General features: G+C 37.6%; 14 protein-coding genes. 8 read left to right on the forward strand and 6 right to left on the reverse strand.

Translation table 11 applies throughout. The annotated features are described in order from the left end of the window. Positions 1-156: 156 nt before the first annotated feature. From LQ50_RS20095 to LQ50_RS25565, 5 genes are all read left to right on the forward strand, one after another. Entirely contained in the window at positions 157-864 is a 708-nt protein-coding gene (locus tag LQ50_RS20095) for an AzlC family ABC transporter permease (protein ID WP_034632752.1), read from the forward strand. Further along, the gene (locus LQ50_RS20100) at positions 861-1,166 is read left to right on the forward strand and encodes an AzlD domain-containing protein (protein ID WP_034632754.1); all 306 of its coding nucleotides are present in this window, start codon (positions 861-863) and stop codon (positions 1,164-1,166) included. Before LQ50_RS20095 ends, LQ50_RS20100 begins: the two co-directional genes overlap by 4 nt. Positions 1,167-1,357: 191 nt before the next feature. Then, positions 1,358-2,614 (forward strand): hypothetical protein, encoded by a 1,257-nt coding sequence (locus LQ50_RS20105; protein WP_034632756.1) that lies wholly within the window; start codon positions 1,358-1,360, stop codon positions 2,612-2,614. Next, on the forward strand, positions 2,604-5,603 hold the full coding sequence (locus LQ50_RS20110; protein ID WP_034632759.1) for a DEAD/DEAH box helicase: 3,000 nt from the start codon (positions 2,604-2,606) through the stop codon (positions 5,601-5,603). Before LQ50_RS20105 ends, LQ50_RS20110 begins: the two co-directional genes overlap by 11 nt. Before the next feature lie 6 nt (positions 5,604-5,609). Next, on the forward strand, positions 5,610-5,777 hold the full coding sequence (locus tag LQ50_RS25565) for a hypothetical protein (protein WP_161784707.1): 168 nt from the start codon (positions 5,610-5,612) through the stop codon (positions 5,775-5,777). Positions 5,778-6,142: 365 nt separating this feature from the next. On the opposite strand, the gene LQ50_RS20115 is transcribed toward LQ50_RS25565, so the two are convergent. The 4 genes from LQ50_RS20115 to LQ50_RS20130 all read right to left on the reverse strand — a co-directional run bounded on the left by LQ50_RS20115 (position 6,143) and on the right by LQ50_RS20130 (position 8,866). After that, positions 6,143-6,622 carry a BsuPI-related putative proteinase inhibitor gene (locus LQ50_RS20115; RefSeq protein ID WP_034632761.1) on the reverse strand — a complete coding sequence of 160 codons (480 nt, stop codon included), beginning with the start codon at positions 6,620-6,622 and terminating at the stop codon, positions 6,143-6,145. Between the two features lie 14 nt (positions 6,623-6,636). Further along, positions 6,637-7,470 carry a YitT family protein gene (locus LQ50_RS20120; RefSeq protein WP_034632764.1) on the reverse strand — a complete coding sequence of 278 codons (834 nt, stop codon included), beginning with the start codon at positions 7,468-7,470 and terminating at the stop codon, positions 6,637-6,639. A 5-nt stretch (positions 7,471-7,475) separates the two neighbouring features. Continuing rightward, positions 7,476-8,258 carry an esterase gene (gene yjfP, locus LQ50_RS20125; RefSeq protein ID WP_034632768.1) on the reverse strand — a complete coding sequence of 261 codons (783 nt, stop codon included), beginning with the start codon at positions 8,256-8,258 and terminating at the stop codon, positions 7,476-7,478. Positions 8,259-8,602: 344 nt separating this feature from the next. After that, the gene (locus tag LQ50_RS20130) at positions 8,603-8,866 is read right to left on the reverse strand and encodes a YbyB family protein (protein WP_034632770.1); all 264 of its coding nucleotides are present in this window, start codon (positions 8,864-8,866) and stop codon (positions 8,603-8,605) included. A 147-nt stretch (positions 8,867-9,013) separates the two neighbouring features. On the opposite strand from LQ50_RS20130, the gene LQ50_RS25040 reads away from it, so the two are divergent. Beyond that, the gene (locus LQ50_RS25040; RefSeq protein WP_084138963.1) at positions 9,014-9,145 is read left to right on the forward strand and encodes a DUF3941 domain-containing protein; all 132 of its coding nucleotides are present in this window, start codon (positions 9,014-9,016) and stop codon (positions 9,143-9,145) included. 67 nt (positions 9,146-9,212) lie between these two features. Here LQ50_RS25040 and LQ50_RS20135 read toward each other — a convergent pair whose 3' ends face one another. After that, positions 9,213-9,578 carry a rhodanese-like domain-containing protein gene (locus LQ50_RS20135; RefSeq protein WP_034632773.1) on the reverse strand — a complete coding sequence of 122 codons (366 nt, stop codon included), beginning with the start codon at positions 9,576-9,578 and terminating at the stop codon, positions 9,213-9,215. A gap of 48 nt (positions 9,579-9,626) precedes the next feature. Beyond that, positions 9,627-10,712: an AI-2E family transporter gene (locus LQ50_RS20140; RefSeq protein WP_034632775.1), complete on the reverse strand. Its 1,086-nt coding sequence runs from the start codon at positions 10,710-10,712 to the stop codon at positions 9,627-9,629. A gap of 202 nt (positions 10,713-10,914) precedes the next feature. Here LQ50_RS20140 and LQ50_RS20145 point away from each other — a divergent pair, with 202 nt between their 5' ends. Both LQ50_RS20145 and LQ50_RS20150 read left to right on the forward strand, forming a co-directional pair. After that, positions 10,915-11,598 (forward strand): GerMN domain-containing protein, encoded by a 684-nt coding sequence (locus LQ50_RS20145; RefSeq protein WP_034632777.1) that lies wholly within the window; start codon positions 10,915-10,917, stop codon positions 11,596-11,598. A gap of 122 nt (positions 11,599-11,720) precedes the next feature. Continuing rightward, positions 11,721-13,481, forward strand: coding sequence for a B12-binding domain-containing radical SAM protein (locus tag LQ50_RS20150; protein ID WP_034632779.1), 1,761 nt, complete (start codon positions 11,721-11,723; stop codon positions 13,479-13,481). The last annotated feature ends 34 nt before the right edge of the window (positions 13,482-13,515 follow it).

Consider the following 13,515-nt stretch of genomic DNA (forward strand, 5'->3'; position numbering starts at 1 on the left):
GGCCCCCTCTTTACTCTCCTAGTAACCTTTGATTTCAAGCAATTTTTCCAAAGAATAGACCAAAATACTTGTTGATATCAAAACTTTAACATACAATCATATTGTTAATAATCTCCAATTAAAGGTAAGTTTATGTGAAAGAAAGGGAAGCCGCTTATGTCAACTACTGTATTATCGAATCAAAAAACCTCTTTTTCTCGTGGACTAATAGCTGGTTTTAGTATTGCCATAGGTTATTTACCGGCTGCTTTAACGTTTGGCTTGCTCGCTAAGGCCACTGGCTTAACATTTATAGAGACGATGGCCATGAGTTTATTTGTTTATGCGGGTGCTGCCCAATATATGGCTTTAAACCTAATCGCTATTGGTACAGGAGCATTTGAAATTATCTTCACTACTTTTATCGTTAATATTCGCCACTTGCTTATGAGTGCCTCTGTTCGTGAACGAATTGAAGATGACCACCCCATCATTAAAGCTCTATATTCATTTGGTATTACTGACGAAGTATTTGCAGTGACAACCACTCAGGAAGGACGAGTAAAAACTGGATTTGTTGTGGGGGTTGCAACCATTGCTTACATAAGTTGGGTCATTAATTCCGGTATCGGTTATTTTGTCGGTACAATCTTACCAGCTACTCTTCAGCAAAGCATGACTATCGCACTGTATGCCATGTTTATTGCGCTGTTGATGCCATCATTAAAAAAGCATCGAAAAGTCGTATTTCTCGCTGTTAGTGCCGCTATATTCAATAGTGTATGTTCATTATTTCTACCAGGTGGCTGGTCCATTATTATCGCGACACTCCTAGCCTCAGCAGGAATTGAACTTGTCAACAGAAAAGGTGGTGACGCCAAATGAGCATGAATATGATGTTTGTCATCGCTGGGATGGCCCTTGTAACATACATCCCTCGTATGCTTCCGCTAGTATTTTTAGATATTGAACGAATTCCAACTTGGGTCCAAGCTATTTTGCGCAATGTTCCTTACGCTGCATTAGGCGCATTAATCTTCCCTGGTATCCTAACCGTACACGAAAATATATGGTACGGAATCATCGGCGGAATAACGGCTGTTATTGTAGCCTATCTAGGTGCCAACCTTATCATAGTTGTCATGAGCAGTATAGTGATGCTCATGCTCTTATCTGTTTTTGTTTAAGAATAATAATAATTAAAGCAAGAGGGGTACTTGGAAAAGGAAACATAAACCTTTTTTCAGTGCCCTTTTTGTGATCCCATCTTCTTTAATCAAAAGGAAATTCTTCGCTAATTAGCCTGTTCGCTTTTCTTCTGTTTCTGAAAAAGATACAATGAAAGAATGGAATTTTCTAAAAAGAGGTGAGACTCACTATGAATAGCTCGCTTTTTCCAGAAGAGGCAGAGTTATATCTTGAAATGGAACAAGATATTAACCATACATACCAACTATTGACATCATCAAGATATGTCAATAACCGTAATCTCGAGTCAGTATGCACCGATGCTAAAACACGTGTAAAAAAAATACGCAAAGATCCGTTATTATGCTTCCTTGTTTACATGAATGGAATATATACATTGTCTCTTAGGGGGAAAAATACTCATGAGTACGAACGACGATTCATATATTTTTTTCAGTCTATTACTCATGAAATCATCGAGGTTTTGCAAACAATACAAACAAATCTATACAGGCAATTTCTTTCAAAATTAATAGCTCTCGTTATTAAGGACCAGCAAGACCAATATGCTCCATGGCCTCCTCTCCTCCAAAAAATGCTTTATGAAATTCGGGCAGAGCATATTGAATATATATATGTCCGATTGTCAAAAAAGATTGAGATTGCTTCATGCTCACGTCATCTTGTTCTTACTTATAGTTATGTGGCTTTACTATCGGGAAAGGAAGTAACATCACTCATGTTACTCCAAAAGCATGTATCTGCACTTGGCGAGCAAGATGTAACTTCCCATTTCCAAATCTTAAAGGAAAGAGGGCGTTGGCGAACGATGAAACAATGGTTTCATGCCTTGTTTCCTCATAAGAAAAACAACCAATATGGATCTCTACAAAAATTTGTAGATGAAATGAACTCTGCTTTGCCGATCAGTCAAAAAGAACAGGAATTAATTTGGGAAAGATGGTTGCTTTCACCAAACTTTCAAAGGTTTCAAACATATAGTAAACATTTATCAAAACAGCAACAACTAACATTAGTAGAGCGTTTATTACCAGAATTAGAAAAACGTCTTCACCAAACTGAAGCAGCAAAAACATATGAGAAGCTTCTTCTTATGTTTGAAAAATATGAATTAGCTGTTCGATATTTATTGAAGCATGAGCGTGATCCTCTTAGATTACGCGAAGAAAAGATAGAACTATTAAATGCCATAACCACTTATGACAAGAAGTTAGCAAGACCGGTTTATCATCAATTTATTGTGAGGCTAGTTGAAAAAAAATCACGGGTTTATTATGAACAAGCAGCTCTTTATTTAAAGGAACTTCATGAATTATATGAAAGTGAACAAGATCAAATCCTTTTCAGGCAATATGTTAGTAAATTAAAGAAAATGTACCGAACGTACCGAGCGTTCGTCGAGGAGTTGAAGCGAATTGACCTCTAAAATCATCATACATGGTGGATGGCTACATGAATCTTTCTTCATATGGGGAGAACGACCACCTACATCTCGCTTTGACCAAATTGTTAATTTTCAGTACCCTTTCTTGCATTCACCATTTGAACTGAAGCTGCGGTTGTTTCAATTTGATCAAACATCATTTTACGGAACATTTATTGATACAGAAAAAGCGATTATTGACGTTCCCATTCATAATAGAGTTTACAAATCATTAGCTGGTGAGATGACAGTCTATCAAGCCCAGGAAAATATGAATCAATACTCTTTTCCTATAGAAGGGCTGATTTTTTCTATAGATATGCTTGTCAACTATCTTCCTCTGTTTCAAACATGGAAAGAAGAGACAGACTTCGAGCTAGCACCAGATTTCTTAAAGTGGATGGAGCTTTTTGAAAACGTGCAGAAATTCATTATAGATGGCGCTTTTTCACCCACTCCATCAGGACAGTGGCAACTTGAACAGTTCCCCTATGATGCATGGCTCGACTACATTCCTTTAGCTGGGAGAGCTATTCGGGAAAACACGAGCTATATTCAAAATAAAACAAAAGGAATTCAAGAAACGGCGCAAATTGAAGAGATTGTCACATTGCTATCTGATGCAATGATACGTCAATTGCTTCAACAAGCCGATGTTCTATCTACATATTCCGTTTGGCAAAAATCATTAAACGACCAATGGTTGCCACTTGTCACCCAATTAAAAGAAACAGGAAAAGTGGAAGCGCCCATTTCAAAAGAAGCATTCCAACAACAAATTGGGCTGATTCAAACCAAACCATTTATTTCCGGGCTGGCATTGCAAGAACCAGATTCTAAAGATGGAGACTGGAAAGTATCTCTATGTATGGTCGACCGAAAGCGCCCTTCGCTTATGGTTGAAATGGAACAGTTACAAAAAGGCGAACACCCTTGGCGTGAGAACCCCATTGCCCAACTTAAAGTTGACTTAAAAAAAGCACAAGATGTACTCGAAATTCTAAAGCCATTAAGAATTTCAGCACCAACATTGTTTCTAGAACCAGAAGAGGCTTATCAATTATTTACTCGTTCCGATGATTTGCTTGAACAAATCGGTTTTCATTTAATCGTACCTCGTTGGATGACAGAAAAGAAGAAACCACGTGTGAAACTAACGATGCAACAACCAGAACGAAACAGCGCTTCGAGTGAACCTCTGCTAGATTGGCAAAGCGTTGCTTCATTCACTTTTGATATCGCTTTAGGTGATCAAAAAATTAGTAGGAAAGAGTTCGAGGAATTTGTTGATGGACAGCGTCCCTTTCTTTATTCAAATGGGGAATGGATGTCTTGGGACCGCTCCTTGGCTGATAAGTTATTAGATTATTTAGAGGGCATCCAAAAGGGTGCATCCTATTTAGAAGCTTGGCGTCTGGACCAGTTTGATGACGAAACGGACAATGATACAGATATAGACTTTGACGTTTCATGGGGACAAGAACTGACCGAATCCATTAAAGAGCTTTACACCACTTCGCCTTCTTTAATCGATATTCCTCATGAATTAAAAGGAGAGCTTAGACCATACCAGCATGAAGGAGTGTCTTGGCTTGCTCACTTAAGGAGAAGTGGATTTGGTGGTTGCTTAGCAGATGACATGGGACTAGGGAAATCAATACAAACGATCGCCTATATGCTCTTTGTTCTTAAAACGCAGCAAAATGCTGGAAAACCATCTGTACCATTTTTACTTATATGCCCGACATCTCTCCTTTACAATTGGGTTAAAGAATGTGAACAATTTGCTCCATCACTTCGTGTATTTGTTCACCATGGTGCTACACGTCTTAACGAGGAAGAATTACAATCATCAAAATGGGATATTATTATCACCTCCTATCAATTAGTCGTTAGGGACAGCGAACTCTTTTTGCAGCCCACCTGGAATGGATTGATACTAGATGAAGCGCAACACATTAAAAATGTAGAAACAAAGCAACGACGAGTCATCAAGAAACTTCAAGCAGTCCATCGCATTGCTTTAACAGGGACACCTATTGAGAATCGATTACGAGAACTTTGGTCGTTGCTTGATGTGTTAAACCCTTCATATTTAGGTTCGTACCAGGATTTTCAAGCAAGCTTCATGAGACCAATCGAACGAGATCAAGACGAGAATCAGCTTAAAAAGCTGCAAAAATTAATTCATCCACTTATTTTAAGACGAAAAAAGTCAGATGAAACTTTGCAGCTAGGGCTTCCTAAAAAAGAGGAAAAAATTCACCATGTCCATCTTTCTATCGAACAGGCAGCTTTGTATCAAGCAGTTGTGGATGACATTGTAACAAGATTACAAGAGGTAACAGCTTTCGAAAGGCGCGCCCTCATCCTAAGAAGCCTTACAAAATTAAAACAAATCTGTAATCACCCAGCTCATTTCCTGAAGGAGCGTTCCATAAAAGAACATGAATCCGGAAAATGGGATGAGTTTCTAAAGCTGATTGAACGTCTTTATTACAACAAGGAAAAAGTCCTGATTTTCTCTCAGTACAAAGAAATGGGATCGTTGTTAGCCTCTGACTTGGAAGAACGATATAATCAAACGGTTCCATTTTTACATGGAAGCCTAACGAGAACGAAACGACAAGACGCGATAGAAGCATTTCAAACCGATGAGAATATCAACTTTTTTGTACTCTCACTTAAAGCTGGAGGCGTTGGCCTTAACTTAACCGCTGCTACAAACGTCATTCATTACGACCGTTGGTGGAACCCAGCTGTTGAAAATCAAGCGACCGATCGTGCTTATCGAATTGGGCAAACAAAGGATGTAACCGTCCATAAGCTTGTGACAACAGGTACGCTTGAAGAAAGAATTGATCGAATGCTTTTGCAAAAGCAAGAATTAGCCGATCAAATTCTAGCTGCGGGCGAGCAACGAGTCACTGAATTATCAAATGACGAAATCATTGAATTGATCCAACTCACCATTCCAGTACGGAAGGAGTAATCATAAATGAAAGAGACAAATAATGCTACATCGACTTTTTGGCATGGAGCTAGTGACACTCCCGTTGCTAAAAAAGCGAATGTTGCACCATCAGAAAACGAAGAATATGAGGCATTAAAAAAAGCAATCCGAGAAGAAGCATTAAAAAGGTGGGGCAACCACACCAACCTTTAAGAAGTATGGTTATGGTACTACACTATCCTTCTAGTTAATGAAACAAGCGGAAGATCACCGAAACGGATCCTTCTTCCACTAAACGGAAAGCTGTTCAATAAGGACTGAAATGGTTCCTGGTTCCGTTAACCGTTCAAAATCAACCTAATAAAGCGTCGAAACGAACAAATAACGGAACCGTACACATGGATCAAACCAGATATTTGTGAAAAAATAGCGGAATAAGGATCCGCACTCATAAAAAAAACGCATTGTCCAAAACCAATGCGTTTTCCTTGTTAATTTTGCTAGAATTTAGAGAAATTATGTTTTTTACTTTATACCCCTTAATCCTGAACTGCTCTTTATCAACCAACTTCTTTTCCTTACTGAATTTCAACAGTAACTTGTTTCTGAAATGTCCCATCCTCAGTCCATGTTTCACCATCAATTGCGGCAAGAATAAACTGCGCTTCTAATGTATATGTCCCTTTAGGGAGATCTTCGATGTTGATTCGTTCTTCAAATTCTTTTGAGTCATTTGGTTCAAACGTCTCATGTACAAGAGCCATCGTGAACATTTTCCCTTCCGAATATCTATATACTTCTGACCCATTCTCATCAAGTAATACTAGTTCATACTTTTGTCCAGAAGAAAAATCAATCGAAGATGCTTCTTCCTGGTTATTTGTTACGGCAAGCTTTACAACTAACTCATTTGAAAGTTGATCTGTTTCCACTGAAAATAGCCAATTTGAATCTTCCAATTCCTCATCTCCTTCACCATTTGAAAGAGGTGCATTTGCCCCTTGTCCACAAGCACTAAGAAACATAAGTACAGACAAAAGCCATATCCATTTTTTCAATTCAATCACCTCTATTATTCTTTTCGAAAGAAACCGAATATCCCGGCAGTTTCTACAATGTTCGTAAAAGCATTAGGGTCTATTTCTTGAATGACTTTCTTCAATTCATATAATTCATAACGAGTAATAACGATCATTAAAATTTCTTTATCTTCATACGTATAGCCGCCTTTTGCTGGAATTCTTGTAATTCCCCGCGTCACTCGTTCATGAATGGCCTCCCTTAACACCTCAGCTTGTTTCGTAACAATCATAGCAGTTAATTTCACATGCCGAGTATAGATTGCATCGATCACTCGTGAAGAGACATACAAAGCAACTAATGTATAAAGAGCTTGTTCTGGATCAAATAGCAATCCAGCTGTAATAACAATAATACTATTTAAAATAAGAAAGTAAACACCCACAGGGCGATCACTCACTCTTGATAATATTAACGCAATTATATCCAGTCCGCCAGAGGAAGCGCCCCATTTCAAAGTTATACCAGCTCCAAATGCCAAGATTACCCCACCGAATACAGCATTTAGCAAAATATCTGGTGAAAATGCCCATACTGGCAATATTTCTAGAAAGAATGTTGTAAGTACAACGTTCACAAAGCTGTATACGGTAAAGCTCTTTCCAATTTTTAACCATCCTAAAATCGCCACAGGGATATTAAGGATAAAGAGCATAATCCCTGTTGAAAGAGGGATCACTGTCGCAAGTAATTGAGCTACCCCAGTAAACCCACTTGCAAAAACATTGGCTGGTATTAAGAAGAAATTTAAGCCTGCAGCCAAAAACAAAGCACCGACGACAATAACAATAATCTTTTGAACTTCTTGTAGTGTTCTTGATCTCATGTCTATTAAGAAGACACCTTTGTTTGTAAGTGCTGAATAAACCAATCTACTGATTTCAGTACGGCACTTCGTGAAACTTTGTGACCAATTTTCTCTTCGGCAAGAAGCTGAAGTTTGTCTGGGGTGTCTTCGTAGTTGGCCAAGAGCTCTTCATATAGTTTTTCAGATAATGAATAAGGAACAACTTGATCGTCCTTCCCGTGCCAAATAAATAACGGTCTGCCTTCAAGTTTATCTAACTGTGTTGATAAATCAAACGGTTTTATTTTCCTTAAGACTTCTTCTTTCATCTTCTCTTCAATCGTTAGACCGCGATTCTCCGCGTTATGAATCAGGCCATGAGCAAAGGCTTCATAATATGCGGTTCCCATGAATGAAACAGCCGTTTGAATCCAAGGATATTGTGTTAGTGCGCCAAACATCGTTATGGCTCCCATAGACGTACCAATGGCACCAATCTTGTCTCCGTTAATCATTCCACGGTCCACTAACTCTCCTTTCATTACACCTAACTCATGAATAGATGTTAAAATAATCTCCCAAAAAGCAAGGTCCCGACTCACTCCTGAACTAGTATCATAACGTTCACCGTGATACATTGCATCTGGTAAAATAACTCTAAACCCTTTTTCAGCTAATAAGTAGGCAACATGTAAATTATGTTCCTTTGCACTTGTAAATCCGTGAAAGAAAAAAATCGTTGGAATGTCTTGTTCTAATTGATATAAGTCTTTCACTACATGTAACGCTGGTACTTCAGCAATGGTTTCATTTTTTATCGTAATCATTTAGTTCTCCATCCTTCTATAAACAATTTTTCTACTACTAGCATGTCCAATTTTTGTTAGTTCAGATTACCAAAATCTTAGACTTCACACAACTAATTTTACCTTTCACCATTACAGAAGGGTCTCAATACATTCCATAAGAGGCTACTGAAAAGGTACGATTTCCAGTGACATGTTAAGCGATAAGCGGAACCGTTGCGGCTTCCTAGAATCTACTAAAAGGACTTCTTCAGTTCCTTTTCCATAACGAAAAACGCCTGTTATGAGTTGTTCCTCAAAACAGGCGTACACCGTTGGAATCATGGTTAGGCAAGTAAACTCCTTTTAATCCCTTCCATTAACCATTAACCATTCTTTTGCTGCTTTTGATTATAATGCTGAATACTTGTTAATGCTCCTTCTCCAACCATCTTATTATCCTCATAATCATGGGGATGCGAATGTCCAATTTTCACTTGTGATTCCCATTCTTTTTTCTTTTTTCTTCCTGTTACCTTGTCATACATATTGTTTGTGGTTTGAGTAATTTTGGCCCGTATGCCTTTTTTATTAAGTAAAAAAGTTGTTGCCGCTGCCGTTGCAACTGCGATCATTGTCTTCTTTGCCATTTTTATCTCCACCTTTTTCGTATGATAGTAAACTTTACCCGCTGTTATCATAACTAAACTTAAATTTTTTTCTCAGTGCCCTCATCATATCGAATCCTCTTTTCGGACAATCTATAGGTGAACAATGACGAAAAGAGGTGAGGTTTTATGTCTCGAACAGGTGATAACAATAAAAAGAAAAAAGACAACAATGCATTAAATCGTCAAAAAAATGAGCAAGCCCATGAAAATGCTGAACATGGAAAACATTCGTACTCCAAAAAAACAGACCACCTGTAGTTAATAATCAAAGAAGGGTGCCCTTAAAGGATCTTTCTCACCTTTTAAGGACACCCCTAACGCTATATCACTTCAACTCTTTCACATCTTTTACAATCCATTCTGGACCACTCTGAACTTCACCATCCCAAGCTAACATTCCACCAAAATAGTTTTGTACATTTTTAAAGCCCTGATTTTGAAGATACAAAGCTACATTTTGACTACGACTTCCACTACGGCATACAAATAGATACGATTGTTCTTTATCTAATTGATCCATTACCATTGGGATCGTCTGCATGGGAATTAAAGGCAGACCTGGAATATGAGCTTCTTCATATTCTTCCACCTCTCGAACATCAATAATCATCAAATCCTTTGAATCGCTCTGTACTAATTCTTTTAGTTCTTCTACTTCAACTTGTTTAATGCCATCTTGTTCAAATGCCACATCATCACCTCATCCAATATTCTTTTCTCCTTTTTATCTTACCTTAGTTTAATCAATAGTGGTATTTCTTAGTAACCATAATCGATAAATGTGCAACACTAATACTTTACAAACTGCATAAGTTGGAACAGCTATTAATAACCCAAGTAACCCTGCAAATCTCCCCGCAACGAGAAGCAAAAAGATAATTGTCAATGGGTGAATTTGCAGCTTTCTTCCCATGACTTGAGGAGAAATCAAATTACTCTCAATTTGTTGAACAACAACTACAACAGCAATAACCAATAAAGCCATAAATGGAGAATGTAACAAACCAACGATTACAGCTGGAATCGTTCCAATCCAAGGGCCGATAAAAGGAATCACATTTGTAAACATCGCAACTAAAGCAAGAACAAGTGGATAGTCCAATCCTATAATTAAAAAAGCAATATAGGCTAGGATTCCTACACATATACTCACAATAATTTGGCCCTGGATGTAGGAGCTTAAGGCAACATCCATAGCTCTAAGCACTTCTCGACCTTCATTTTGCCTTTTTTCAGGTAACAATTTCAAAAGTTGATTTGGTGCCTTTTCTCCTTCTTTTAACATATAAAACAATACAAATGGAATGATAACAATAATAAGCAATGCATTTGCGATAAAGCCGATTAATGATGCTATATTATGTCCAATGTTCGACACAAAATTATTTAAGTAATTCGCAAATTCCATCGACAGTTCTTCTATGGAGAAATTCTCTCCCTCCTGAAATCGAGAAACATATTCATTTGCTTGAAGATTAATAAACATATCACGTATCTCATTAATAAAAACAGGCATATTCCGAGTAAAACTATGAAATTGCTTCTGTAATTCAGGACCAATCAGTAGCACCAACGATGTTATAATACCAATCGCAGCCAAATAAAGAATTAAAATGGCGATTGCTCTTGGCAATTTAATTGCCAATAAATTGACAAAGGGGCGAAGCAAGTAATAGAGAACTCCAGCAAGAATAACTGGCGCAAATAATGTTTGAACCAACACAACAATTGGCTTGAACACCCAATCAATTAAAGAACCTAAATAAATAATAATGAAGATAAGCACTATTCCATACCCAATACGGAAAGCTTTTGTTTGTGGCATCAGCAAAATTCCTTCCTCAGTAATCTTTCAATTATTGTACCATTTTTTTCTTTAATGTTCATTTGAAACCATTATTAGTAACCTTCAACTTTTCTAGTCTATTTTACCTATACTGAAAATAGTCATTGAAATTCAACATGAATGATGTAGAATTTAAGTGATAGAATTGATAGTGCTTTTACGAGAGCAAGGAGGATTGAATATGAAAAAAAATTGGATGTTTCTTATACTACTAGGGTTATTTATCCTTATTCTTGGTGCATGTGGACAAGGTGCCGTTAGTAACGAAGACCCTCAAACCGCTGATGAAATTGAAACTGAAGAAAACAGTGATTTGGTAGAAGAAGATGAAAATGCCACCAATGAAGAAAGCCAAGAAGAAGTTGTTGAAGAGCCAGCTGAACCTGTTGAAGAAACAGAAGATGAAGTTGCTACTTCTGAAGAGGATGAAGTCGTAGAGGAAACGAATGTCACTCCTATTGAGTTGGTCTTTTCTGATGACCAAGTAATGGACATGTATAGAGTCGAACGTCAATTAGAAGTAAGTGATGACGAACTTTTCAAGGCTACACTTGAATCTTGGATTGCTGGACCAACAGAAGAAGGACTTGCTTCCCTTCTCCCTGAAGGCGTGCAAGTGTTATCAGTAGAAGAAATCGCAGGAGTTGCACATGCTTCTTTTTCTAAAGAATTGCTACAAGCGAATGTAGGCGCTGGAACAGAACACATGTTATTGCAGCAAATTGCGTTAGCTATGAAACAATTTGGATTTAATGAAACACAAATTCTTGTAGATGGAGAAATCCATCCTGAATTATTTGGTCACATCGATACAAGTGTACCGGTTGTTGCAGAAAGCCTTGAGGATTACGAAAAATTAAATTAGTCACAAAAAGGATGACTTACACAGTCATCCTTTTTGTTTGTCATTTTTCCCTCATTTAAGTTCAGCGTTGAAGTATGGTATGATACAGTTTGTAATGAATGCAAAGAATTGAGGGGTACAAAATGAAAACCGTCGTCACGACGTTGAATGCAAAATATATTCATACATGCTTAGCCTTACGTTGCCTAAAAGCATATGCTGAACCTGATTTCCCATTAGAGATGGTCGAATATACCATTAAAGACCCAGTGATGAACATTGTGTCTGATCTATATGATCGTAAGCCAGATGTGATTGGCTTTAGCTGTTATATTTGGAACATAGAAGAGACGATAAAAGTAATTAATATGCTTAAAAAAGTCCTGCCCGATACAAAAATTGTTCTTGGCGGTCCTGAAGTTTCTTATGATACAAAAGAATGGTTACACACTCTAGAAAATGTTGACTTTATCGTTATTGGAGAAGGTGAAGAAACATTTAAACAGTTGCTCGAAGAAATTAGCAGCAGCCAAAAATACCATATGGTGTTTGGCCTAGCTTATCGTAAAGATTCAGAAGTCATCATTACGGCTCCAAGACCAAAGTTGAAGCTTGATGACGTTCCAACTCCTTATCGTTTTGATGAAGATTTAGATGGCTTAGCAAAGCGAGTAACCTATTTTGAAACAAGTCGCGGCTGTCCTTATAGTTGTCAATTTTGTTTATCATCCATTGAAGTTGGTGTAAGATATGTAGACATTGACCGAGTCAAATCCGATCTTCTTTTTCTAATAGAGAGTGGCGCGAAGCTAATTAAATTTGTTGACCGTACCTTTAATATTAAAAGAGATTATGCACTTGAGATTTTCCGTTTTCTTATTGAGAATCACCAAGGCTGTGTGTTTCAATTTGAAATTACAGCAGATATTATGCGACCAGAGGTCCTCTCTTATTTAAATGAGCATGCACCTCCTGGAATTTTCCGCTTTGAAATCGGCGTCCAATCTACAAATGATGCTACAAATGAACTTGTTATGCGCCGGCAAAATTTCGAAAAGTTAAAACGAACGGTAACAATGGTCAAAGAAGGTGGAAAAATTGACCAGCACCTAGATTTAATTGCTGGTTTACCTGAAGAAGATTATCAATCTTTTCGAAATACGTTTAATGATGTATTCGCCATGCGTCCAGAAGAACTGCAGTTAGGGTTCTTAAAGATGCTACGTGGGACTGGACTCAGGCTTCGCGCCGATCAGCATGATTATGTTTATATGGATCATTCACCATACGAAATATTAAAGAATAACGTCTTGACCTTTGATGAAATTATTCGGATCAAACGAGTAGAAGATGTACTTGAAAAATATTGGAATGATCATCGAATGGATCGAACCGTCGAATATTTAGTCGAGCATGAATTCAGTTCTGCCTTCGACTTCTTCCAAGAGTTTGGTGATTATTGGGACAAACGCGGATGGGCTCGGATTGGTCATCAATTAGAAGATTTATTTAGAAGACTTGACGAGTTTTTAAATGCTCGAAAAACAAAGACTAATTTGGAGACGATTCGCTCGTTAATGATGGTTGATTATTTCGAAAACCATAAACATAAGCCACGGAAAACTTGGTGGGACTTTTCATTATCAAAACAAGAGCAATCTCATTATTTGAAGATGTTGGCTGAGAATCCATTATTAGTATCACAAGAGTTCGCCTCTCTCAAATTGAATGAGAAGGAATTGCACAAACACACGATGATTGAAACGATACCGATCCAACTGACAAACGGTAAGTTTAAAAGTGATGACAGCCTGCTTATTGCTTATTTCAATCCAAAAACAAATCAATCATCTGTATATACAATTTCTTTAAAGAAACTACAATTGGTTCATTCTGTTCAGTAATTCTCCACAGTAAAAAAATCGCATTTCGATGCGA

The organism is Halalkalibacter okhensis (genome assembly GCF_000787375.1).
Classification (GTDB): Bacteria; Bacillota; Bacilli; order Bacillales; family Bacillaceae_D; genus Halalkalibacter; species Halalkalibacter okhensis.

Coding starts and splice junctions, on each gene's coding strand:
- LQ50_RS20095 (WP_034632752.1), top strand. CDS start 157: ATGTCAACTACTGTATTATCGAATCAAAAAACCTCTTTTTCTCGTGGA.
- LQ50_RS20100 (WP_034632754.1), top strand. CDS start 861: ATGAGCATGAATATGATGTTTGTCATCGCTGGGATGGCCCTTGTAACA.
- LQ50_RS20105 (WP_034632756.1), top strand. CDS start 1,358: ATGAATAGCTCGCTTTTTCCAGAAGAGGCAGAGTTATATCTTGAAATG.
- LQ50_RS25565 (WP_161784707.1), top strand. CDS start 5,610: ATGAAAGAGACAAATAATGCTACATCGACTTTTTGGCATGGAGCTAGT.
- LQ50_RS20120 (WP_034632764.1), bottom strand. CDS start 7,470: ATGAGATCAAGAACACTACAAGAAGTTCAAAAGATTATTGTTATTGTC.
- yjfP (WP_034632768.1), bottom strand. CDS start 8,258: ATGATTACGATAAAAAATGAAACCATTGCTGAAGTACCAGCGTTACAT.
- LQ50_RS20130 (WP_034632770.1), bottom strand. CDS start 8,866: ATGGCAAAGAAGACAATGATCGCAGTTGCAACGGCAGCGGCAACAACT.
- LQ50_RS25040 (WP_084138963.1), top strand. CDS start 9,014: ATGTCTCGAACAGGTGATAACAATAAAAAGAAAAAAGACAACAATGCA.
- LQ50_RS20140 (WP_034632775.1), bottom strand. CDS start 10,712: ATGCCACAAACAAAAGCTTTCCGTATTGGGTATGGAATAGTGCTTATC.
- LQ50_RS20145 (WP_034632777.1), top strand. CDS start 10,915: ATGAAAAAAAATTGGATGTTTCTTATACTACTAGGGTTATTTATCCTT.
- LQ50_RS20150 (WP_034632779.1), top strand. CDS start 11,721: ATGAAAACCGTCGTCACGACGTTGAATGCAAAATATATTCATACATGC.